17 protein-coding genes, 3 rRNA genes and 1 riboswitch are annotated in these 23,552 nt (G+C 45.8%); of the genes, 3 read left to right on the top strand and 17 right to left on the bottom strand.

Annotated features, from left to right (window positions below):
• Positions 1-56 precede the first annotated feature (56 nt).
• A riboswitch (cobalamin riboswitch) is annotated at positions 57-223 on the bottom strand.
• Between the two features lie 167 nt (positions 224-390).
• Positions 391-1,749: a radical SAM/SPASM domain-containing protein gene (locus LSG31_RS06365; RefSeq protein WP_347438546.1), complete on the top strand. Its 1,359-nt coding sequence runs from the start codon at positions 391-393 to the stop codon at positions 1,747-1,749.
• Between the two features lie 110 nt (positions 1,750-1,859).
• Positions 1,860-2,999 carry a glycine oxidase ThiO gene (thiO, locus tag LSG31_RS06360; RefSeq protein ID WP_347438545.1) on the top strand — a complete coding sequence of 380 codons (1,140 nt, stop codon included), beginning with the start codon at positions 1,860-1,862 and terminating at the stop codon, positions 2,997-2,999.
• A 224-nt stretch (positions 3,000-3,223) separates the two neighbouring features.
• Here the strand turns inward: thiO and LSG31_RS06355 are convergent, their stop codons facing one another.
• From LSG31_RS06355 to LSG31_RS06340, 4 genes are all read right to left on the bottom strand, one after another.
• A complete protein-coding gene (locus LSG31_RS06355; RefSeq protein WP_347438544.1) occupies positions 3,224-5,662 on the bottom strand; it encodes an ATP-dependent Clp protease ATP-binding subunit in 2,439 nt (812 codons plus the stop codon).
• A 77-nt stretch (positions 5,663-5,739) separates the two neighbouring features.
• Entirely contained in the window at positions 5,740-6,816 is a 1,077-nt protein-coding gene (gene mcsB, locus LSG31_RS06350; RefSeq protein WP_347438543.1) for a protein-arginine kinase McsB, read from the bottom strand.
• Between the two features lie 3 nt (positions 6,817-6,819).
• Positions 6,820-7,365 (bottom strand): protein-arginine kinase activator protein McsA, encoded by a 546-nt coding sequence (gene mcsA, locus LSG31_RS06345; RefSeq protein WP_347438542.1) that lies wholly within the window; start codon positions 7,363-7,365, stop codon positions 6,820-6,822.
• 49 nt (positions 7,366-7,414) lie between these two features.
• On the bottom strand, positions 7,415-7,873 hold the full coding sequence (locus LSG31_RS06340) for a CtsR family transcriptional regulator (RefSeq protein ID WP_347438541.1): 459 nt from the start codon (positions 7,871-7,873) through the stop codon (positions 7,415-7,417).
• Positions 7,874-8,269: 396 nt separating this feature from the next.
• Between LSG31_RS06340 and LSG31_RS06335 the strand changes: the two genes are divergently transcribed.
• Complete coding sequence (locus LSG31_RS06335) at positions 8,270-8,842, top strand: TetR/AcrR family transcriptional regulator (RefSeq protein ID WP_347438540.1); 573 nt, start codon at positions 8,270-8,272, stop codon at positions 8,840-8,842.
• A gap of 227 nt (positions 8,843-9,069) precedes the next feature.
• Here the strand turns inward: LSG31_RS06335 and rrf are convergent.
• From rrf to LSG31_RS06270, 13 genes are all read right to left on the bottom strand, one after another.
• Positions 9,070-9,186, bottom strand: a 5S ribosomal RNA gene (gene rrf, locus LSG31_RS06330).
• Positions 9,187-9,627: 441 nt separating this feature from the next.
• Positions 9,628-12,605, bottom strand: a 23S ribosomal RNA gene (locus LSG31_RS06325).
• A gap of 481 nt (positions 12,606-13,086) precedes the next feature.
• Positions 13,087-14,630: ribosomal RNA gene (locus LSG31_RS06320) — 16S ribosomal RNA — on the bottom strand.
• Together the 16S, 23S and 5S rRNA genes form the textbook arrangement of a ribosomal RNA operon.
• Positions 14,631-15,160: 530 nt before the next feature.
• The gene (gene lysS / locus LSG31_RS06315) at positions 15,161-16,678 is read right to left on the bottom strand and encodes a lysine--tRNA ligase (protein ID WP_347438539.1); all 1,518 of its coding nucleotides are present in this window, start codon (positions 16,676-16,678) and stop codon (positions 15,161-15,163) included.
• Between the two features lie 313 nt (positions 16,679-16,991).
• Positions 16,992-17,471, bottom strand: a complete 480-nt coding sequence (greA, locus tag LSG31_RS06310; protein WP_347438538.1) for a transcription elongation factor GreA — start codon at positions 17,469-17,471, stop codon at positions 16,992-16,994.
• A gap of 172 nt (positions 17,472-17,643) precedes the next feature.
• Positions 17,644-18,633, bottom strand: a complete 990-nt coding sequence (gene dusB / locus LSG31_RS06305; RefSeq protein ID WP_347438537.1) for a tRNA dihydrouridine synthase DusB — start codon at positions 18,631-18,633, stop codon at positions 17,644-17,646.
• A gap of 111 nt (positions 18,634-18,744) precedes the next feature.
• Complete coding sequence (locus LSG31_RS06300; protein WP_347438536.1) at positions 18,745-18,960, bottom strand: helix-turn-helix transcriptional regulator; 216 nt, start codon at positions 18,958-18,960, stop codon at positions 18,745-18,747.
• A complete protein-coding gene (gene folK, locus LSG31_RS06295) occupies positions 18,915-19,439 on the bottom strand; it encodes a 2-amino-4-hydroxy-6-hydroxymethyldihydropteridine diphosphokinase (protein WP_347438535.1) in 525 nt (174 codons plus the stop codon). Before folK ends, LSG31_RS06300 begins: the two co-directional genes overlap by 46 nt.
• On the bottom strand, positions 19,436-19,807 hold the full coding sequence (gene folB, locus LSG31_RS06290) for a dihydroneopterin aldolase (protein ID WP_347438534.1): 372 nt from the start codon (positions 19,805-19,807) through the stop codon (positions 19,436-19,438). Before folB ends, folK begins: the two co-directional genes overlap by 4 nt.
• Positions 19,808-19,813: 6 nt before the next feature.
• Positions 19,814-20,683, bottom strand: a complete 870-nt coding sequence (gene folP, locus LSG31_RS06285) for a dihydropteroate synthase (protein ID WP_347438533.1) — start codon at positions 20,681-20,683, stop codon at positions 19,814-19,816.
• Between the two features lie 123 nt (positions 20,684-20,806).
• On the bottom strand, positions 20,807-21,733 hold the full coding sequence (gene cysK, locus LSG31_RS06280) for a cysteine synthase A (RefSeq protein WP_347438532.1): 927 nt from the start codon (positions 21,731-21,733) through the stop codon (positions 20,807-20,809).
• A 118-nt stretch (positions 21,734-21,851) separates the two neighbouring features.
• On the bottom strand, positions 21,852-22,730 hold the full coding sequence (hslO, locus tag LSG31_RS06275; RefSeq protein WP_347438531.1) for an Hsp33 family molecular chaperone HslO: 879 nt from the start codon (positions 22,728-22,730) through the stop codon (positions 21,852-21,854).
• Between the two features lie 43 nt (positions 22,731-22,773).
• Positions 22,774-23,547: a type III pantothenate kinase gene (locus LSG31_RS06270; RefSeq protein ID WP_347438530.1), complete on the bottom strand. Its 774-nt coding sequence runs from the start codon at positions 23,545-23,547 to the stop codon at positions 22,774-22,776.
• Positions 23,548-23,552: the final 5 nt, after the last annotated feature.

Raw genomic sequence — 23,552 nt, 5'->3', positions numbered from 1 at the left:
CACCCGCCCACTAAAAAACCTCAGCACAAATAAGCTGAGGTTTTGCCAATCCTTCATGATACCAATTTCTTCAGGCAGGTCTCCTGGCTACGAATCATCGCTTGCTACGCCTTCCCGGTTTCCCAGTGGCTGTGTAGCTGCTCCTCGACTACAGTGGCGGGCTCCGCGTTCTTTCCGAACTTCCCTATTCTCCCGTTTGGGCACCTGAAGTACATGTATGGAAGATGGCTTCAATATAACACAGATGCCTGAGAGTAGAAGTGACTCAAAATAACTATATTGGTGGTGGTCCGAATCTACTATTCGCACTAGTACATTATGGTCTATTTGTGTCAGAAACTTAAACGCATAATGAAAACATCAGGGCTACGGAAAAAGGGATGTGATTCTGTGGAACAAACAAAAAAATGGCTTCCATCAAAATTTAACGTCATCTCACGTGCCGTTACCGGAGAACTCATTTTGTACAACAGCTATACGGGTGCGATTGTTTCCGTGCCACCTGAAGAAAAGCGGGATGTCCTTGCTGCATTGCATCGACAAGACGTTTTGAATGGCGAATCATCGGAAGCATTGGAGGTTTTAAAGGAATCCGGATTTCTCGTACCCGATCAGGCGGATGAAGATTTACGCGCAAAATTTTTACACCAATCCCAACATCGGACAGACCTCCTGCACCTGATTGTTTTACCTACGGAATCCTGCAATTTTAGATGTGTGTACTGCTATCAAAAATTCCCCAATACAAAGATGGGGGATAGCACAAAAAATGGATTGAAGCGGTTTGTGGAAGAAAAGGCTCGAAAGTTAAGCGTGCTTTCCATTAGTTGGTTTGGAGGTGAGCCGCTCCTTTATCCGGAAATCATTGGTGAATTGTCTGAGTCCTTTCTTGAAACATCAGCGAAGTATGGCCTGAATTACACCGCTGAGATGTCAACAAATGGGTATTATCTGACGGATGACGTTTTTCAGCAATTATTAAAATGGCAGATCAAGCGTTTTATGATTACGATTGACGGGCCTGAGCAGATCCATGACAAGAGGCGATCCCTATATGGCGGAGGCAAATCGTTTGCACGAATTCTTGAAAATCTAAAAACGATCCAGCATTTGGATGGGGAATTTCAAATCGATATACGAGTGAATTTCGATATGGATAACCTTGCTGAGATTCCGAAATTGATCCAACTCCTCGGCGGTCTTTTCTCGGGAGATGAACGGTTTCAAATTTTTTTCCGGCCGGTTGGACGATGGGGCGGACTCAACGATGATACATTGCCGGTTTGTGATCAGCGAACGATAGAAACGAAAATTTGGGAGTTTACCGAACTCAGCCAACAGCACGGACTTTGTATTCACTCTCTGCTTGAAAGTTTATTGCTGCCCGGCGGTTCTGTTTGTTATGCGGCGAAACCTCATTCTCTGGTCATTGGCCCGAACGGGAATTTATACAAATGCACATGCGCGTTCGATGAACAAGTGAATCAAGTGGGAACTCTGTTCCAGGATGGATCTGTGGAATTGGATTATGACAAATTGGCGCTTTGGGTCAGTTCAGGAGATGATCAAGATCCGATGTGCCGCTCCTGTTACTTCAGACCCTCTTGTCAAGGGAATCATTGCCCTTTATACAGAATGAAAACAGGAGCACGTCCCTGCCCATATGAAAAAAGAAAGATTAAGAACGTATTGAATCTCATTGCACAAAGAGATTCCATAGAAAGGAGGGACGACACATGCGGATTTTAAGACCAGCCATTTCTCCGGCTACAGCATCCAATACCGGAAAACTCATCAAATCCGTTCCCGGAAATTTAAAATAATTTCAAGAGAAGCCGGAATGTATGGGAGTGAATGGAATGAAAGACCAGCGACATACGGATGTGATTATCATTGGAGGCGGCATCATCGGCTGCTCAATCGCATTTTATCTAAGCCGCAAAGGTGTGAATTGTTTTGTATTTGACGCTTCGGAAGTTGGAAAGGAAGCTTCCTTGGCCGCTGCTGGAATACTGGGTGCAATGATGGAAACAGATGCTCCCGGCCCTTTGGTCGATTTATGTTTGGCAAGCCAAAAGAAGTATCCGGCTTTGGCCAATGTGCTGCTTGAAGAAACGGGAATCGATGTGGAATATATCGATTCCGGCTTGGTCGGAGTCGCCAGAAATGAGTCAGAGGAACAGGAATTATATAAGAAATGGAAATGGGCCACGTCCCTTGGGCAACAAGTGGAATGGTTGCCGGAAGGAGAACTGCAAAAGACCGAACCGCTGCTCTCAAAAGAATTGATGGGAGGATTGTGGATTCCGCACGACCATCAAGTCAACAATGAGAAGGTCACACAGGCATTTCGAATCGCAGCGGCAACACGGGGCACGCAATTTTTCGAGAAACATCCGGTATTCCGATTGGTAACCCAAGACGAACGAGTGATCGGTGTCGAAACAGCTGCCGGACAATATACAGCAGACACTGTTGTTTTGGCTGCCGGTTCATGGAGTGAAGCACTTGTCAAACCGCTTGGGCTCTCACTTTCCGTCTATCCGGTCAAAGGGCAATGCTTTTCTGCCCGGCTTTCTTCGTCTGTATTGCGAAAATCGGTATTTGCCCAAAAGTGTTATCTCATACCGAAGCGCGACGGCACAATCGTCGTCGGTGCAACTCAGGAAGAAGTAGGGTTTCATAAGGAAGAACGAATTGAAGCAGTCAAAAGCCTGTATGACATAGCCGTTACAATGGTACCTGCAATGAAAGATGCGACGTTTATCAAGACATGGGCAGGTTTCCGTCCGGGAAATCCCAACATCAAGCCGATTCTCGGTTTTGTGAATGGGTGGCAAAATCTCATTTTGGCAACCGGACATTTCCGCAAAGGCATCTTGTTGGCTCCCATTACCGGGGAGATTGTGTCAAATATGATTACCGGGGAAGAAAGTCCGGTAGATTGGCGGCCGTTTGCATTAGAGAGCCATCAAAACACGAACACCATCATCGTGTAGGCAAAAAGTATAGGATGAAGTACCAAACGTAGAAAATGATTTTTTACACAATCCCCTTTTTAGAAAAGAGGGGATTTTCTATTTTACTATAGAAAACACACCAAGTTTTAACTGCGAAAAAGTTTTAACTGCAAAAAAACGCCTGCATTCCATTGGGAATAACAAGCGTTGTGAATAGATAGTAAATGCTTCTATATGCGAATCGTATAGTCTTTACCTATATTTTATGAAACCGGAGCGCCTTTCTGTTGCTCCTTTTTAACTGCTAATTTCCCATTATCCTCATCAATCAAAACCCGGTCTCCTTTTTGAATATCCCCTGTCAGCAATCCTTCCGACAAACGATCTTCGATATGGCGTTGAATCGCACGTTTTAACGGCCGAGCACCATACGCTTGATCATACCCTTCCTTAGACAGAAAAGCTTTAGCTTCCTCCGTAAGGATAAAATCGATTTGTGCTTCTTTTAGACGTTTGCGCAATTCATTCGCCATAAGATCTACAATTTCGTAAATATGTTCTTGGGACAATGGATGGAATACAATTACTTCATCAATCCGATTTAAAAATTCCGGCCGGAATTGTTTCTTTAATTCATCCATCACTTTATCTTTCATATCCGTATATTCATGTTCTTTGCTTGTGGTGAAACCTAATGGCCCGCCTTTTCGAATGGTTTGTGCGCCAACATTAGATGTCATAATGATAACCGTATTGCGAAAATCAACCGTGCGGCCTTTCGAATCAGTCAAACGGCCGTCATCAAGCACTTGAAGCAGAACATTGAACACTTCCGGATGTGCCTTTTCGATTTCGTCAAATAATACGACCGAATACGGTTTGCGGCGGATTTTCTCCGTCAATTGACCGCCTTCATCATACCCTACATATCCCGGAGGCGCTCCGACCAATCGTGCCGTCGAGTGGCGCTCCATATACTCCGACATATCGATACGCACCATTGCATTCTCATCGCCAAACAGCGATTCTGCCAATGCCCGAGCCAGTTCAGTTTTACCAACTCCCGTTGGTCCCAAGAATATGAAAGAGCCAATGGGACGTTTCGGATCTTTTAAGCCCGCGCGAGCTCTCCGTACAGCTCGCGAGACAGCTTCAACGGCTTCCTGCTGGCCAATGACCCGATTGTGGAGAATCGATTCCATATTCAGTAAACGTTCGGTTTCTTCTTCCGCCAACTTTTTCACCGGAATTCCCGTCCAACTTGAAACAATTTCCGCGATGTCTTCCGCTGTGACGACTGAATCGGTTCTCACTTGCTTTTGTTTCCATTCGGTGGTTCTCGTATCTAAATCCTGCCGAATTTTTTGTTCCTGATCCCGCAAAGATGCGGCCTTTTCAAATTCCTGGCTTTGAACTGCCGATTCTTTCTCGGAACGGACTTCTGCCAATCTTTCTTCAAGCTCTTTTAGATTTGGAGGTGCTGTAAATGTACGCAGCCGAACTCTTGAAGCTGCTTCGTCAATCAGGTCAATCGCTTTGTCAGGCAAGAAACGATCGGTAATATAACGATCCGAAAGCCGCACTGCCGCTTCCAACGCTTCATCCAAAATTTTAATGCGGTGATGTGCTTCATATCGGTCCCGTAATCCATGCAATATTTGCACCGCTTCATCCGGTGAGGGTTGATCCACTGTAATGGGTTGGAACCGTCGCTCTAAGGCAGCATCTTTTTCAATATGTTTCCGATATTCATCCAGAGTGGTTGCGCCAATGCATTGCAATTCGCCCCGTGCCAAAGCAGGTTTGAGAATATTGGATGCGTCAATCGCACCTTCCGCGCCACCGGCACCAATCAATGTATGCAATTCGTCGATAAACAAAATGATATTTCCCGCTTGCCGAATTTCATCCATAATTTTTTTCAAACGATCTTCAAATTCTCCGCGATATTTGGTTCCTGCAACAACAGTACCCATATCGAGAACCATCACTCGCTTATTGCGCAAGGTTTCAGGAATTTCGTTGTTCACGATTTTTTGAGCCAATCCTTCTGCAATTGCAGTCTTTCCGACACCGGGTTCACCGATCAAAACCGGATTATTTTTCGTACGGCGGGATAACACTTGTATCACACGTTCAATTTCCTTTTGTCTTCCGATCACCGGATCTAATTTGCCATCGCGGGCCATCTGGGTAAGATCCCGGGCCAAGCCATCCAAAGTAGGTGTATTCGCTGCTTGCTGTGGATGCGCACCTGCTTCATGTGCATCACCGCCCAGCAACTGCAATACTTGTTGGCGAGCTTTATTTAAGCTTACTCCAAGATTGCTCAATACTCTTGCTGCAACACCTTCTCCTTCCCGGATTAAACCAAGCAATATATGTTCCGTTCCGACATAATTATGGCCCAACTTGCGCGCTTCATCGATCGATAGCTCGATTACCTTTTTGGCACGTGGAGTATACGCCATGCTATTGGCAGTTCCTTGGCCGCGTCCGATGATTTTCTCAACTTCTTTTTGGACTTTTTCAGTGCTCAAGCCAAGGCTCACCAATGCTTTCGCAGCAATTCCCCCGCCTTCTCGAACCAATCCCAATAAAATATGTTCTGTTCCCACACCAGCATGGTTCAGACGGGCTGCTTCCTCTTGTGCCAAAGCCAATACTTTCTGTGCGCGTTCTGTAAATCTTCCAAACATCATGAATGCCACCTCCATTAGCATGTGTGTTCCCACGCATATGACCAACTTGTATACATGGTATGATCAAATCAGGAAATTTAAGTATTCTTTTGATCTTCAAATCGCAATCTCTCACGAATCATCGTAGCTCGCCGCCAATCCCGCTCAACGGGATTCAACTCTTGGTTATAATACTTTTGCAGAAATGCCGGCTGCGTCATGACCATTAATTCTTTAAGAATATTAGAAGGAACCCCTTTTATGATTTGCAAATCAATTCCCAGGCGTACATCCGATAACCTTTGCATCGTTTCTTTTGTGTCAATTTTTCTGGCATACGACAAAATCCCATAGGATCTGCAAATCCGATCTTCTAATCCAGCTTTATCTTCGGATATCAGGATTTGCCGGGCTTGTCGTTCGTGTTCGATAATTTGGCGCACCACACCATACAAGTTGCTGACAATTTCTTCTTCTGACTGTCCTAGCGTCAACTGATTGGAAATCTGAAACAAATTCCCTAACGCCTCCGACCCTTCGCCATAAATACCCCGAACAACGAGACCGACTTGCGCCACTGCATTTAAAATTCTATGAATTTGGCCTGTAATAACGAGTGCAGGTAAATGGACCATGACGGAGGCGCGTATGCCTGTGCCCACATTTGTCGGACATGCTGTTAAATAGCCTTTGTGTTCATCAAATGCATAATCTACCGTCTGTTCAATGGCATCATCAATCTGATTGGCCAGATCCCAGGTTGCCCGTAATTGAAATCCTGGTTTTAATACTTGTATGCGAAGATGATCTTCTTCATTTATCATGATGCTGACTGCTTCATCATTTCTTAAAATAGTAGCCGCATGTCGATATTCCTCCGCCAGTGCCGGGCTGATCAAATGCTTCTCCACGAGCACTTTTCGTTCCAACTCGGAAATGTCCCGGCATCGAATCAATTCAAATGTTCCCAAATCGGAAAACGATTGATTTTGCAAAGCCTGTTCCATCAGGGAAATAATCTGTTCCGATTGACCATCAGTTGCCAACATTGGAAAAGGAAATTGATTCAGGTTTCTTGCCAGACGAATTCGGCTGCTGATCACAATATCGGAATCGGGACCTTCATCTCTCATCCATTCACTTATCGCATGTTTTAGAAAGTGATGAAAAGACATCTCTTACACCCCCTGATCCTTTGCATTTGAGTGTAATTGTTGTTCAAGTTCGCGAATTTTATCACGCAAGACAGCTGCCTCTTCAAACTGTTCCAAGTCGATTTTTTCCTGCTGCTCTCTCTTTAGACGTGATAATTCTTTCCTCACATGTATGACCCCACCTGCTCGCACAGGAATTTTGCCAGTATGCGCGGTACTTCCATGCACTCTCCGTAACAAAGGATCCAATCTCTGCTGAAAAGAATGATAACAATCCGCGCACCCAAAACGCCCCGCTTGACTGAATTGGCTATATGTCAAACCACATGTAGAGCATCTTTGTTGTGTTGTTTGCGCTGCATGTCCGGCATTATTCGTAACATTCCCTTGGTCAAAATTGAGGAGTCCACTTAATAGGCTGTGGATTGAAAACCCGGATGAGCCTTTATAGACAAGCTCTCCTTTTTCTCTCGCACATTGTTCGCATAGATGAAATTCACTTTTGTTTCCATTTACAATTTTCGTAAAGTGGACGGTAGCAGGCCGTTCATTACACTCTTGACAATACATGGCGTACACCCCCAAAATATAACAATGATTCATCAGGAAATGCATGTACTTAGTGGCGCAATAAAGCAACGATCATCGCGTTTAAAATTCTTGAGCGCAATTCATCTCGGAAGGGAATTTGTAAGTTCAAAACATCCCGATCCATGATACTGATTAAGATCGTGGCTTCCCTTGCTGATAATAAACCCGCTTCATATAAGCGCCCGATAATATCCTCTGCCTGCTTTTGTGTAACAGTCTCACCAACTTCATCCAATATGGTCTGGTGAATATGTTTCCCATGCAAATCGAGTTTGCGAATTCGAATGTACCCTCCGCCGCCGCGCTTTGACTCGACATAATACCCTTTTGCCACAGTAAATCGCGTATTTAAAACATAATTGATTTGTGATGGAACGCACTGAAACAGCTCGGCAATTTCACTGCGTTGAATCTCGACAATACCCGATTTACTTGCATTTAAAATGGCTTTTAAATGTTGCTCAATAATATCAGAAATATTACGCATGCTTCCGTGATGCTCCCTCCTATAAAACAGCATATGGAATGCAATGGAAAGAGATCCAAATTGACATTGACTATTGTTGACCTTTTACTAATATTATAAAATGTTTTTTTTATTTTGCCAAGTAAAGTTCAACGAAATCCTTGTACTTGTATTTTGCACCAAAATATATAAATTTAAAATTGGATCATATGGTAAATGTTCAGATCCAGCTAACCTATCGGATGAATCCTCTGTATTATTTAAATTTTTTGTATTATTGACTAGTAGTTGCGAAATTTGCTACACTAATTACTATTATTTATCAAACGGTCGTTATGTTTTTTAGTCGATGTATGTTGAAATGCCTTTATCTCTTACTATAGGGTGGAATAATTATAAAAAAGGAGAATTTAAAGCATGGCAAGTAATAAACATGAAGAAATCGCACAAGCTGCAATCCGGCTTTTCGAAAAAAAAGGGTATCATGCTACATCAGTACAAGATATTGCTGATGAAGTTGGCTTGCAAAAAGGAAGCCTTTATCACTATATCTCAAGTAAAGAAGATTTATTAATGCAAATTACCCATCAAGCGATTAACGGATTTAATCGCAATTTGGAAAAAATTATGAACCTTCAATTGCCTGTTCGGGAAAAATTTATACTTGCATTTGAAAGCCATTTAAACTCGCTTACATCCAACATGTCTATGGCGATCGTTTTACTTCGGGAAGCTTTCTCTCTTGGAGAGCATCAACATAGCGTGATTCAACAGGCAACTGATCAATATCTGGATCTTTGGTGCAGAATTTTGGATGAAGGATTGGCGAGTGGAGAATTTCATCATACGAATAGCCGTTTAACTGCTCTCTCGATCCTTGGTTCTCTGAACTGGGTGTATCGCTGGTATGATTCGAATAAGAGATTATCTCCGAATGAATTAGCGAGGGAATTTGCAAATATTTTTTTGAGAGGCATAGAGCGAAGATAGTCGTGTACTTTTGTTTTCATTTCGAGGTGGGGTAAAGCCGAACTTGGTGCTTTAGCATTTAGTGAGACTTATCCCTTGGGGCAAAGCCGAACTTGGTGCTTTAGCACTTGAGTCGAGACTTATCCCCATGCAAAGCTTATATGATCGACCGATAAAATTTATACTTTCGCTGATAGAATAAAAAACACTCCTCATATATGAGAAAGTGCTTTTTTGTAATAGTATTTGCCTGGCAACGTCCTACTCTCCCAGGAACCTGCGTTCCAAGTACCATCGGCGCTAGAGGGCTTAACGGTCGTGTTCGGGATGGGTACGTGTGTATCCCCTCTGCCATCATCACCAGACATCTGATTCTACTATAAGCTTCGAATTGCTGTGTCATTCCCATCACTCGCTTCAGTCACGTACCAATACCGTACGCTCCTTCACTTGCTCCGGTCATTCCTTGCACTTCTCGCTTCTAGCGAATCATTTATTGAAGCGCTTCGAACTACTGCGTCAGCATCTTTCGTTCCGTCAGTCACGTACCAAATACGTACGCTCCTTCCGTCACTCAAGCGCTTCCTTGTATTTCTCGCTTCTGATTCGACTCCATTCACTCTAAGCTTCGAATTGCTGTGTCATTTCCCATCACTCGCTTCCGTCACGTACCAATACCGTACGCTCCTTCACTCGCTCCGGTCATTCCTTGCACTTCTCGCTTCTAGCGAATCATAAAGAAAGATGTTCTTTCAAAACCAGATGCGAATGCTATCGTATCCTTTGCGCACGTAAACCTTTTTGTTTAGGTTAAGTCCTCGACCGATTAGTATCTGTCAGCTCAATGTGTCGCCACACGTACACTCCAGACCTATCAACCATGTCTTCTTCATGGGGTCTTACCTAGCTTCCTAGTGGGAAATCTCATCTTGAAGCGGGCTTCGCGCTTAGATGCTTTCAGCGCTTATCCCGTCCCGACTTGGCTACTCAGCGATGCAGTTGGCACCACAACTGAGACACCAGCGGTCGGTCCATCCCGGTCCTCTCGTACTAAGGACAGCACTTCTCAAATTTCCTGCGCCCGCGGCAGATAGGGACCGAACTGTCTCACGACGTTCTGAACCCAGCTCGCGTACCGCTTTAATGGGCGAACAGCCCAACCCTTGGGACCGACTTCAGCCCCAGGATGCGATGAGCCGACATCGAGGTGCCAAACCTCCCCGTCGATGTGGACTCTTGGGGGAGATAAGCCTGTTATCCCCGGGGTAGCTTTTATCCGTTGAGCGACGGCCCTTCCACTCGGCACCGCCGGATCACTAAGCCCGACTTTCGTCCCTGCTCGACTTGTAAGTCTCGCAGTCAAGCTCCCTTTTGCCTTTGCACTCGCCGCGCGATTTCCAACCGCGCTGAGGGAACCCTTGGGCGCCTCCGTTACGCTTTGGGAGGCGACCGCCCCAGTCAAACTGCCCACCTGACACTGTCCTCACACCCGCTTCAGGGCGTCGAGTTAGAAGCCGGATACTTCAAGGGTGGTATCCCAAGATTGACTCCGCCAAGGCTGGCGCCCTGGCTTCGCAGTCTCCCACCTATCCTGTACATGAAGTACCCAACTTCCATATCAAGCTACAGTCAAGCTCCACGGGGTCTTTCCGTCTAGCCGCGGGTAACCTGCATCTTCACAGGTACTACAATTTCACCGGGTCTCTCGTTGAGACAGCGCCCAAGTCGTTACGCCATTCGTGCGGGTCAGAACTTACCTGACAAGGAATTTCGCTACCTTAGGACCGTTATAGTTACGGCCGCCGTTTACTGGGGCTTCAATTCAGAGCTTCTCCCGCAAGGGATAACCCCTCCTCTTAACCTTCCAGCACCGGGCAGGCGTCAGCCCCTATACATCGCCTTTCGGCTTAGCAGAGACCTGTGTTTTTGCTAAACAGTCGCTTGGGCCTTTTCACTGCGGCTCTCTCAGGCATTCGTAAAGAACACCCTACCAGAGCGCCCCTTCTCCCGAAGTTACGGGGCCATTTTGCCGAGTTCCTTAACGAGAGTTTTCCCGCGCACCTGAGGATTCTCTCCTCGCCTACCTGTGTCGGTTTGCGGTACGGGCACCGGTCCCCTCGCTAGAAGCTTTTCTTGGCAGTGTGAAATCAGGGACTTCGCTACTACAATTTCGCTCGGCATCACAGCTTGACCGTATGGAAGACGGATTTGCCAATCTCCCAGCCTTGCTGCTTGCACGGCCATCCAACAGGCCGCTCACCCTATCCTCCTGCGTCACTCCCTCACTCAAACGGTGACACGGTGGTACTGGAATTTCCACCAGTTGTCCATCGCCTACGCCTTTCGGCCTCGGCTTAGGTCCCGACTAACCCTGGGAGGACGAGCCTTCCCCAGGAACCCTTAGGCTTTCGGTGGACAGGATTCTCACCTGTCTTTTCGCTACTTATACCGGCATTCTCACTTCTCAGCCATCCACCAGACCTTCCGGTCTGACTTCCACTCGCTGAGAACGCTCCCCTACCACGTGCGCAAAGCGCACATCCATAGCTTCGGTGTCCGGTTTAGCCCCGTTACATTTTCCGCGCAGCGTCACTCGACCAGTGAGCTATTACGCACTCTTTCAATGGTGGCTGCTTCTAAGCCAACATCCTGGTTGTCTGTGCACCGCCACATCGTTTCCCACTTAACCGGAACTTGGGGACCTTAGCTGATGGTCTGGGCTGTTTCCCTTTTGACCACGGATCTTAGCACTCGTAGTCTGACTGCTGGAGATAAGGAAACGGCATTCGGAGTTTGACTGAGTTCGGTAACCTTGGACAGGCCCCTAGCCCAATCAGTGCTCTACCTCCATCCCTCTCGCTCCAACGCTAGCCCTAAAGCTATTTCGGGGAGAACCAGCTATCTCCGAGTTCGATTGGAATTTCTCCCCTACCCCCAGTTCATCCCCTGACTTTTCAACGTCAGTGGGTTCGGGCCTCCATTGCGTTTTACCGCAACTTCACCCTGACCAGGGGTAGATCACCCGGTTTCGGGTCGATGACCGCAAACTGCCGCCCTTTTCAGACGCGCTTTCGCTACGGCTCCAGCTTCTCGCTTTAACCTCGCTTGCGACCATCACTCGCCGGTTCATTCTACAAAAGGCACGCCGTCAGGCTAACCGGGGTCCCCGAAAAGTAATACTTTTTGGGGTGGTATGGCCCTCCGACTGATTGTAGGCACATGGTTTCAGGTTCTGTTTCACTCCCCTCCCGGGGTGCTTTTCACCTTTCCCTCACGGTACTGGTTCACTATCGGTTGCCAGGGTGTATTTAGCCTTAGGAGGTGGTCCTCCCGGATTCCCACGGGATTTCACGTGTCCCGCGGTACTTGGGGTTCGTCTCGAAGTCCATTTGGTTTCAGATACGGGATTGTCACCCTCTGCGATCGGCCGTTCCAGGCCGTTCTCCTACCCAATGGATTGATAACTTCGTATGAGACGCCCCGCAACCCCGCACATGCAAGCATGTGCGGTTTGGGCTATTCCCCGTTCGCTCGCCGCTACTTAGGGAATCACTGTTGTTTTCTTTTCCTCAGGGTACTTAGATGTTTCAGTTCCCCTGGTGTACCTTTCCGACCCTATGGATTCAGATCGGAATCCTGCGGTATGAACCGCAGGGGGTTGCCCCATTCGGAGATCCCCGGATCAACGCTTGCTTACAGCTCCCCGGGGCGTTTCGGCGTTCGCTCCGTCCTTCATCGGCACCTGGCACCTAGGCATCCACCATGCGCCCTTACTAACTTAACCTAGGCGACTCTACCTATCGGCTTCGAATTGCGTTGTCAGATCTTTCGTTCATCGTTCACATAATTCCATTATGCTCACTTCTTCACGAAATCTCTTCCTGGCACTTCTCGCCGCTAGCGAGTCGCAGCTTGGTGCTGCATAAAACATGCATACCAAAAAATCGTTAAGCGCTCGGGTAAAACATTTGATGAAATTGTGTACTGCTTGCGCAGTTACCACGCATTGTATTCATCCTGTATACGATAGAATTCGCTATCCAGTTTTCAAAGAACATCAAGAACAAAGAACATAAAAAAGCCATTCCATATTCACGCTTCCTTGCGGAAGCAGGAAATTCATCTTAATACGCTGCATCCAGCGATGCAACCATCAGATGTTTCCAGTTGAGGGAGGTTCCCTCAAAACTAACCAAGTGCAGGGCAATGTTCGTGTAACACAAACATTCTTTTTCGCATCCCCATAAGGGACTTATATTCCTTAGAAAGGAGGTGATCCAGCCGCACCTTCCGATACGGCTACCTTGTTACGACTTCACCCCAATCATCGACCCCACCTTCGGCGGCTGGCCCCAAATGGTTGCCCCACCGACTTCGGGTGTTGTCAACTCTCGTGGTGTGACGGGCGGTGTGTACAAGGCCCGGGAACGGATTCACCGCGGCATGCTGATCCGCGATTACTAGCAATTCCGGCTTCATGCAGGCGGGTTGCAGCCTGCAATCCGAACTGTGAACGGTTTTCAGGGGTTGGCTCCGCCTTGCGGCTTCGCATCCCGTTGTACCGCCCATTGTAGCACGTGTGTAGCCCAGGTCATAAGGGGCATGATGATTTGACGTCATCCCCGCCTTCCTCCGGCTTGTCGCCGGCAGTCACCTGTGAGTGCCCAACTGAATGCTGGCAACACAGATCAAGGGTTGCGCTCGTTGCGGGACTTAACCCAACATCTCACGACACGAGCTGACGACAACCATGCACCACCTGTCACCGCTGCCCCGAAGGGAAGGTGTATCGCTACACCGGTCAGCGGGATGTCAAGACCTGGTAAGGTTCTTCGCGTTGCTTCGAATTAAACCACATGCTCCACTGCTTGTGCGGGCCCCCGTCAATTCCTTTGAGTTTCAGTCTTGCGACCGTACTCCCCAGGCGGAGTGCTTAATGCGTTAGCTTCGGCACTGGAGGTGGTACCCTCCAACACCTAGCACTCATCGTTTACGGCGTGGACTACCAGGGTATCTAATCCTGTTTGCTCCCCACGCTTTCGCGCCTCAGCGTCAGCAATCGGCCAGTAAGGCGCCTTCGCCACTGGTGTTCCTCCACATCTCTACGCATTTCACCGCTACACGTGGAATTCCCCTTACCTCTCCGACGCTCAAGCACTCCCGTTTCCAAGGCCATCCCAGAGTTGAGCTCTGGACTTTCACCCCAGACGTGAAATGCCGCCTGCGCGCGCTTTACGCCCAGTGATTCCGGACAACGCTTGCCCCCTACGTATTACCGCGGCTGCTGGCACGTAGTTAGCCGGGGCTTCCTCCTCGGATACCGTCAACGCACGGGCATTTCCTCCCGTACGGGTTCGTCTCCGAAGACAGAGTTTTACAACCCGAAGGCCTTCATCACTCACGCGGCGTTGCTCCGTCAGGCTTGCGCCCATTGCGGAAGATTCCCTACTGCTGCCTCCCGTAGGAGTCTGGGCCGTGTCTCAGTCCCAGTGTGGCCGGTCACCCTCTCAGGTCGGCTACGCATCGTCGCCTTGGTGAGCCGTTACCCCACCAACTAGCTAATGCGCCGCGGGCCCATCGAATCGCGGTCCGAACGGACCTTTCCGTCTCCCTTCATGCGAAGGAAGAAACTATCCGGTATTAGCACCCGTTTCCGGGTGTTATCCCAAACGATTCGGCAGGTTGCCCACGTGTTACTCACCCGTCCGCCGCTAACGATGCAAAGCAAGCTTTGCATCGTCCGCGCGACTTGCATGTATTAGGCACGCCGCCAGCGTTCGTCCTGAGCCAGGATCAAACTCTCAAATGAAAGTTTTTACCCTGTCAGAATCAATACTGACTAATGACAGGAGTTACATAATAACTCCCTGCACTTGTTTAGTTTTCAAAGAACCTCGTTTATCAGAGCCGCATCAGCGACCGCTTAGATAATATATCAAAAATACAATTGCATGTCAAACATATTTTTTGATATATTTTTTGATGAAATTTTCGACTGTAATACAAGAAAAAGTAACATCCAATTGTCATGAAAAAAGGAATACAAACAAACCAATGCCTTTCGTTATATAAAGTATGCTCCCATTAAAGGCTAACATTTATTCAAATCAAATAAAGAAAATCTGGCTTCGCCAAGCTTTTCAGCAAAGCCAGAGTGAGACTTATCCCTTGGGGCAAAGCCGAACTTAGTGTGTCAGCACTTGAGTCGAGACGTGTCTCCTTGCCGGGCTGATACTATTGATCCCTAAAATTTATACGTTAATCCCACAAAGAATTTTTGCCTGAATCAAAATTAAGTGAAGCATTTTATCGCGAAAAACACTGGCACGTATTTAAAAGTCAACTATCCGAGCGCTCTCTCATGATCGGGAACAACAGCACATCACGAATCGATGGCTGATCAGTCAAAAGCATAACAAGCCTGTCGATACCGATTCCAAGTCCCCCTGTTGGAGGCATTCCATATTCGAGCGCAGTAATAAAATCTTCATCCATCATATGTGCTTCATCATTGCCGGCTTCTCTTTCCGCTAACTGTTGTTCAAATCGTTGTCTTTGATCAATCGGATCATTTAACTCAGTAAAAGCGTTCGCATGTTCTCGGCCAACAATAAACAATTCGAACCGATCCGTAAATCTCTCATCGACCGGATTTTTCCTTGCCAAAGGAGAAATCTCCACCGGATGTCCGTATACGAAGGTTGGTTGTATTAATTTTTCTTCTACAAATGTTTCAAAAAATGCATTTAAGATATGTCCAAACTTCATGGAAGGCTCTACAGCAACCTTATGTTTCTTCGCTAATTCACGCGCTTCCTCATCACTCATGGAAACAGAAAAATCTACACCTGTATATTCTTTCACCAAATCAACCATGGAAACTCTTTTCCATGGAGGCGTGAGATCTACTTCCTGACCCTGATATTGAATGACTGTGGTACTCAATACTTCTTTGGCGATATGCGCAATCAGATTTTCCGTTAAATCCATAACATCATGATAATCTGCATAAGCTTCATATAGCTCTAGTGACGTAAATTCCGGATTATGACGAGTCGATATTCCTTCATTCCGGAAAATTCGGCCGATCTCGTATACTTTATCAAACCCGCCGACAATCAAACGCTTGAGATGCAGCTCCGTTGCGATCCGCATATATAATTTCATATCTAAAGCATTATGATGCGTGACGAACGGACGCGCTGCGGCACCGCCGGGAATCGTATGCATCGTCGGTGTTTCTACCTCTAAATAGCCACGATCATCCAGATATCTCCGCATGGATTGTATGATGCGACTCCGTAATGCAAATGTTTCTCGAACTTCCGGGTTCACAATTAAATCCACATAGCGTTGACGATATCTTGTCTCGACATCTTTTAATCCATGCCATTTCTCAGGAAGCGGACGTAAATTTTTTGATAATATAGTTAGTTTGTGAATGTTAACCGTAACTTCTCCACGATTGGTTTTAAAAACAACGCCTTCAGCACCAATCAAATCTCCAATATCCAACATTTCAAAAAGCTCATAGGATTCTTGACCTAAAACGTCAGATTTCGCATAAATTTGCACTCGCCCACTCATATCTTGCAATTGTGCAAACCCAGCTTTTCCATGTCCCCGCTTTGCCATAATTCGACCGGCAACAATAACTTCCAATGGATGTTCAGCTAATTCTTCTTTTGTCTTTTGCTCGCCAAATTCATTGATTTGCCGAGCAGTATGAGACGGCTCGAATTTGTTCCCGAAAGGCTCGATTCCTTTATCTATCAAATGTTGCAATTTTTCTCTGCGAATCCGCAATAACTCATTCATTCCTTCTTGTGCGGAAATTTGCTCACTTTGAACAGTCATAAGAAACACTCCCAACGATTAAAAACAATCCCAAATATAGGCAATGTATAAACGTATATGATTCCGCCTATACATAGACTTGCTAAAACGACACCAATTACTACAATTATCATACAATATTAGAAAAATATTCAAAATTACAATTCTGTCAAATAAAAAATGGCGGAAAAAAATTGCGTACCACCGCTATACATGGTTCCCTTGACCAATATGTACATCTTATCACAGGTAAGGGGATGCATCCAAGTAAGAAGGCCACACAATTCAATTTCCGTCATACGTTTTTGCGTACGCTATATATCGGTTTCGATTATTATTTTTTGATGATACTTAGAATTTCATAACGGATTGTCCCTGCTGGAACATTTACATCGATACAGGTTCCAGGAGATCTCCCAATTAAAGCTTTACCTACAGGTGATTCGTTAGAAATTTTATTTTCAACAGGATCTGCTTCCGCAGATCCTACAATCGTGTATTCCAATTCCTCCGAAAACTCCGTATCGCGTAAACGAACCGTTGATCCAATGCCAACTATGTTTGTATCAATGTCATTTGTGTTGATAATCCTGGCATTGCGCAACATTTTTTCTAATGTAATAATTCGCCCTTCAATAAACGCTTGCTCATTCTTTGCATCTTCATATTCTGAATTTTCACTAATATCGCCATAGCTAATCGCAATTTTTATTCGTTCTGCGACTTCTCGACGTTTTACCGTTTTCAGATTTGTCAATTCTTCCTCCAATTTATGAAGACCATCAGAGGTTAAGAGCACTTCCTTATCCGACATGTAAAATTCTCCTTTAAGAAATTTCCATACGATTATATGTAAATTAGAATTATTTTATTCTGGCTTGTCTCCGCCATTGCCCATATAAGATAAGTACAAAAAAACAGCGGACAATTACCGCTGATTCATTATATATATACCAAAATTTAGTTGTCAATAAAAACCACTTGGATCAGGCAGTAATTGCCGAATTTTTTTCAAGGTCATTTAAATAAGAAAGCAGCAAGCTTCGCATTCCTTCGTTCGTTTCTTCTTTATTGATCAATTCTCGCAACTGTGCAGAGCCACGCAAACCTTTTATATACCATGCGGCATGTTTTCGCATCTCGCGCACGCCAACATATTCCCCTTTATCTGCCACCAATAAGTCCAAATGTCGTAATGCAACATGAATTCTCTCCCGTGCATTCGGCTCAGGCAAGTGACTGCCATGTGTCATAAAATGGTTGATTTGCTCAAATATCCACGGATTCCCCAACGCACCACGGCCAACCATCACACCATGACATCCTGTTGCCTCGACCATCCGTAACGCATCCTCAGGTGATGTTACATCGCCATTCCCGATAACCGGAATATTCACAGCTTCACGAACTTGCCGAATGATATCCCAATCCGCTTTTCCGGAATAAAGCTGTTTGGCCGTTCGACCATGAACAGTTACGGCCTGTGCACCTGCTTGCTCAGCAATTCGGGCAATTTCAACTGCATTGATATTTGAATCGTCCCATCCTTTGCGGAACTTTACAGTTACCGGTTTATCCACCATAGAAATCACTGTTTCGATAATTCGACCGGCAACTTCAGGATCTCTTGCCAAAGCGGCACCGGCGCCATTTTTATATATTTTATGAACGGGGCATCCCATATTTATATCAATAATGTCTGCTGTTGTTTCAGACACCAACTCTGCTGCACGCTTCATCGATTCCACATCACAGCCAACCAATTGCAAACTCATCGGATGTTCTTCTTCCAGAACCTCCAACATATGCATGGTTTTTTCATTATGATGAACGAGCGCTTTATCACTGACCATCTCTGCACATACCATACCTGCTCCATGTTCTTTCACCAACTTGCGAAACGGAGGATTGCAAACTCCTGCCATGGGTGCAAGAATGACATTGTTATCCAATTGCACGTTTCCGATTTTTAGCATAGTACCACCTAATCAAGAATGTATATTTAAAATTTTACGTGTATTTTAGCAAAATTCATTTTTTCATAATAGCATGTTCGCTTAAAAAAACTCAAGAGTAGACTGCTGCCATTAAAACCGGGAATTTTCCTCCGACGTAAGATCTTCCAAAGATACTTGCAAGAGATCCCCGACTCGCTTGATCAGTTCAGCGGGGCATGTCTTTGTTCCTCGTTCGATCGCACCTAACAGTCCTACGGAAACACCAAGCAAATCCGCAAATTCTTGCTGAGTTAAATGCTTCAATTTTCGGTACGCTCGTATTCGCTTTCCCACTGTATCATCCATTCCCTTACTCCTCCTTTCTGCTTTAACTGATTCCATAACTCTTGGATACTTTGATTCATGTTAGGATGCACCCATTGCTTATCCAGATCCATAAATGGCAACAGCACAAACGCACGTTCATGCAAACGAGGATGCGGAAGTACAAGCTGTTCTGATAAAAGGGTCATATTTCCATATGTTAATATATCGATGTCAATGGTTCGCGGGCCCCAATGAATCAAGCGCTCCCGGCCCATCTGTTTTTCTATTTGCAAAATGAGCTCCAATAGTTCAAATGGTTTCCTTGTTGTGCGAACGCAAACAACAGCATTTAAAAACTGATCTTGCTCCAGATAGCCAACCGGGTCTGTCTCATAAATCCTGGATCGGCTGATACATTGAATACCTGAAACTGCATCTAATAACTTGACTGCTGTCTTCAAATGCAGAAGTCGATCACCCATGTTTGAACCGAGTCCTAAATAACATCGTACACTCACTCGTCCAAAGCCTCCCGCATCCGATGGATCGAAACGGCTACTTGACGGATATGCCCCGGAATCGGGGGATGTTCTTTCGCAACTCGCACATCCACAGAAACTACTGCATATGTTGACAAGATTTCCGATGCAATTACTTCTGCCACTGTCTCAATTAATTGAAACCTCTTTTCGGCAACGATTCGTTCTACGATTTCATAAACTTCCGCGTAATTAACCGTTTCCTTGATTTGGTCAGTTCTGCCGGCATTCTGAAGGGACTGGCACAATACTACATCTACTGTAAACCGTTGCCCTAAGGCATTCTCTTCCGGCAAAACCCCATGATACCCGTAAAACTCCATTCCAAGCAGTTCAATTTTATCCATGGTCGATTAACCCCTAACACGCATCATGGCATCTGTCATTTTAGCTACTCGAACCATCGCCTTTGTATCATGCACGCGGACAATTGCAGCACCCTGAAAAATCCCGCAGGCAACTGTAGCGGCTGTTCCTTCAACCCGCTCCTGCACGGGCAAATTCAATGTTTTTGCAATAATGGACTTTCGCGAGGTCCCTAGCAATACCGGATAACCTAAGTTGCAGAATGTATGCAAATATTTCATGGCAAGGAGATTTTGTTCGTGTGTTTTGGCAAATCCAATACCCGGATCCAAAATAATGCGATCAGGCTCAATGCCTGCCCGTATCGCGATCACAAGCGCTTTTTGCATATCCTGAATCCAGGTGGCTACAAAATCTTCGTCAGTCGGCTCGGACCGATTGTGCATGACAATCACGGGAACTTTCAGTTCTGCCGCCGTCTTTGCCATGTTGCCGTCATATTGCAGTCCTCCGATATCGTTGATTATATCGGCACCTGCCAGAATAGCCGCCCTTGCAACATTCGACTTGTATGTATCTATGGACAGCGGGATCGTAAATTCTTTTCGTATGCGCTCAATTACGGGAATCACTCTGCGCAATTCTTCCTCTTCAGACACAGGTTGATAGCCGGGACGTGTCGATTCCCCCCCAATATCGATGATATCGGCTCCGTCCTCGATCATTTCCCGGACACGTTGCAAAGCGATATCGACAGTGGAATAGGAACCTCCATCTGAAAATGAATCCGGAGTCATGTTTAATATTCCCATTACAAGCGTTTTTTGAGTCGTCGGGAGGACAGTGTCCCGAATTTTCCAGTCTTTTATTGCCATCCAATGTACACCCGGGGAGTTGTTTGTCTGCCAATGATCCATTGTTTCTAAACCCCTTCCATATTCACTTTCTATACCATAAGCCAAACAAAAAGGAGATGCAACCAGATACAGCAAAAGAAAAAGAGCCGCTGCATCAGCGACCCTTTTCTCGCGTCTGGGAAACTATTCAAATTGAAACAAAGGAGTACTGAGGTATCGTTCGCCATTCGATGGAGAAATTGCCAAGACGCGTTTTCCCGGTCCTAATTTTTTGGCCACCTGTAATGCTGCGAATACATTGGCGCCTGTGGAAATCCCAACAAGCAAGCCTTCTTCACGCGCCAATCGACGAGCTGTTGCAAATGCATCCTCGTTATCCACGAGAATAATTTCATCCAACAAATCTTTTTCCATGACTTCTGGGATAAAACCTGCACCAATTCCTTGAATTTTATGTGGTCCTGGTTTACCCCCCGATAAAACCGGAGAATTGGTTGGCTCCACTGTAATAATCTTCGCATTCGGTATTTCCTGGCGCAATACCTTGGCAACACCCGTAATCGTTCCGCCCGTGCCAACCGCTGCGATGAACGCATCCAACTTACCTTCCATTTGTTGGACAATTTCCCGGCCTGTGGTTTCTTGATGAATTTGAGGATTTGCCGGATTATTAAACTGTTGCGGCATAAAATAACCGGCATTCTGTGCTGTAATCTCATTTGCTTTGCGAATGGCGCCACTCATTCCTTCCGCACCGGGCGTCAAAACCAATTCAGCTCCATATGCGCGCAACAGATTGCGCCGTTCCAAACTCATCGTGTCCGGCATGACCAAAATTGCCTTATACCCTTTTGCCGCAGCAACCAGTGCCAGGCCAATTCCCGTATTTCCGCTCGTCGGTTCGACAATCGTACCACCTGGCTTCAATTGTCCTTCACGTTCCGCAGCTTCGATCATCGCATACGCAATTCGGTCTTTTACACTGCCGCCTGGGTTAAACCATTCCAATTTTACGAATACATCTGCGGAATCTGCTTCCGTTACATTTCTTAATTTTACAACTGGAGTATTTCCGATCAGTTCAAGAATATGATTCGCCAATTTCATCATCCGTTCCTCCTCATACAATCCTATTATTCCTGTAGGAATTATCACAATTCAAAGATACATCGATCTCAGCAAACTGTCAACTCATTTTCCATATTATTGCTGGAAAATTATACTGAGGTCACTTTAATGATTCAATCATATTTTGCAACTGATTTTGATCAAATACATATGCTTCTTTGCAAAATTGACAGATAATTTCCGCATGCCCCTGATCCTGCAATATATTCTTTAATTCTTCTCTCCCTAAACTTATCATGACTCGTTCCAATCGGTCATGAGAACATGTGCATGCAAAGCGAATCGGAAAGCGATCCAAAATTCTCATGGAAGCATCGGGAAGAATGGTTTGTAAAAGATCCTCCGGGCTGAGTCCTTGATCAAACAAAGTCGTGAGCTGCGGAAGGCTTTGCAGGCGATTTTCCAATTGTTGAATTTCATCTTCCTCTATACCCGGAAGTAATTGAATAATAAATCCGCCGGATGTTCGGACAGTTAAATCAGGATTCACCAAAACACCAACACCCACTGCAGAGGGTGTTTGCTCAGAGGAGGTAAAATAGTATGTAAAATCTTCTCCCAATTCTCCGGAGATCAAAGGTACATTGCCGCGATATGGTTCTTTTAAACCTAGATCCTTCACGACATTTAGAAAGCCATTTGTTCCAACAGCGCCTGCTACATCCAATTTCCCATTTTCATTTAAGGGCAAATCAACATGCGGTTTCGTACAATATGCGCGAACATCACCACCGGCATTGGCATCTGCCACGATTTGGCCGATCGGGCCGCCGCCTTTGATCTGTATCGTTACACGATCATCCCCCTTTAGCATCGCACCCATCATGACCGTTGCAGTAGCGGTACGGCCCACTGCTGCTGTCGCTACCGGCCAGGTATCATGGCGTTTGCGTATTTCTTCGACTGTATCTTTGGTTAACGCGGCAAAAGCTCGCAGTTTTCCGTCAAAGGCAATTGCCCGCACCAAGTAATCTGACATGACGGATCTCCCTTCTGGCTAGTTATGGCGCTATCTTGCATTTTCACTGCTTCGTAAAATTTTTTTGATATATCAATCGCAAACCTTTTAACGTCAATAGCGGATCGATAAAATGGATCGCACTGGACTCATCCGCCACAACTCCCGCCAATCCGCCAGTTGCAATCACTGTAAACGGCAAAGAAAGTTCATTCTGTATACGATTGACAAGGCCATCCACCTGACCGGCAAATCCGTAAATAACTCCGGATTGCATACTTGTGATCGTATTGCGGCCAATGACATGCGGGGGTTTTACCAAATCGATACGCGGAAGTTTCGCCGCCCGCTGAAACAATGCCTCTGTTGCAATTTTAATCCCAGGCGCAATAATCCCGCCAACGTAACGCCCGTTTCCATCAATGATACAAAATGTAGTTGCTGTGCCAAAATCTACGACAATTAACGGAGGTCCATACAATTCAATGGCTGCTACTGCATTTACAATACGGTCTGCACCAACTTCTTTGGGGTTTTCGTTCTTTAATTCAAGCCCTGTTTTGATTCCAGGTCCCACAACAAATGGTTTTTTCCCAAAGTATCTTAGGCACATGAGTTCTAAAGCTGTCATAATTGGAGGTACTACGGAAGAAATAATAATACCCTCAATTTGTTGAAATGTTATTTGTCCCATGGCGAATAATTGTTGCAGCAGAACTGCGTGTTCATCTGCCGTCCGTTCTCTTTGTGTTGCAATCCGCCAGTGATACAGCAACTCGTCGCCATCATATACGCCAAGCGTAATATTGGTGTTTCCTACATCCATTACCAAAATCATATTTT

Origin of the sequence: Fodinisporobacter ferrooxydans (assembly GCF_022818495.1) — a bacterium.
GTDB classification, from domain to species: Bacteria; Bacillota; Bacilli; order Tumebacillales; family MYW30-H2; genus Fodinisporobacter; species Fodinisporobacter ferrooxydans.
The sequence above is the reverse complement of the archived record's forward strand: the minus strand, read 5'-3'. Positions and strand labels throughout refer to the sequence as shown.

Excerpts from the sequence above, each read along its gene's own strand:
- thiO (WP_347438545.1), top strand. The coding sequence starts at position 1,860 with ATGAAAGACCAGCGACATACGGATGTGATTATCATTGGAGGCGGCATC.
- mcsB (WP_347438543.1), bottom strand. The coding sequence starts at position 6,816 with ATGTCTTTTCATCACTTTCTAAAACATGCGATAAGTGAATGGATGAGA.
- LSG31_RS06270 (WP_347438530.1), bottom strand. The coding sequence starts at position 23,547 with ATGATTTTGGTAATGGATGTAGGAAACACCAATATTACGCTTGGCGTA.
- LSG31_RS06335 (WP_347438540.1), top strand. The coding sequence starts at position 8,270 with ATGGCAAGTAATAAACATGAAGAAATCGCACAAGCTGCAATCCGGCTT.
- lysS (WP_347438539.1), bottom strand. The coding sequence starts at position 16,678 with ATGACTGTTCAAAGTGAGCAAATTTCCGCACAAGAAGGAATGAATGAG.
- LSG31_RS06355 (WP_347438544.1), bottom strand. The coding sequence starts at position 5,662 with ATGATGTTTGGAAGATTTACAGAACGCGCACAGAAAGTATTGGCTTTG.
- LSG31_RS06340 (WP_347438541.1), bottom strand. The coding sequence starts at position 7,873 with ATGCGTAATATTTCTGATATTATTGAGCAACATTTAAAAGCCATTTTA.
- LSG31_RS06300 (WP_347438536.1), bottom strand. The coding sequence starts at position 18,960 with ATGGATGATACAGTGGGAAAGCGAATACGAGCGTACCGAAAATTGAAG.
- dusB (WP_347438537.1), bottom strand. The coding sequence starts at position 18,633 with ATGCTAAAAATCGGAAACGTGCAATTGGATAACAATGTCATTCTTGCA.
- greA (WP_347438538.1), bottom strand. The coding sequence starts at position 17,471 with ATGTCGGATAAGGAAGTGCTCTTAACCTCTGATGGTCTTCATAAATTG.
- mcsA (WP_347438542.1), bottom strand. The coding sequence starts at position 7,365 with ATGTATTGTCAAGAGTGTAATGAACGGCCTGCTACCGTCCACTTTACG.
- hslO (WP_347438531.1), bottom strand. The coding sequence starts at position 22,730 with ATGTCAGATTACTTGGTGCGGGCAATTGCCTTTGACGGAAAACTGCGA.
- folB (WP_347438534.1), bottom strand. The coding sequence starts at position 19,807 with ATGGATAAAATTGAACTGCTTGGAATGGAGTTTTACGGGTATCATGGG.
- folP (WP_347438533.1), bottom strand. The coding sequence starts at position 20,683 with ATGGATCATTGGCAGACAAACAACTCCCCGGGTGTACATTGGATGGCA.
- cysK (WP_347438532.1), bottom strand. The coding sequence starts at position 21,733 with ATGATGAAATTGGCGAATCATATTCTTGAACTGATCGGAAATACTCCA.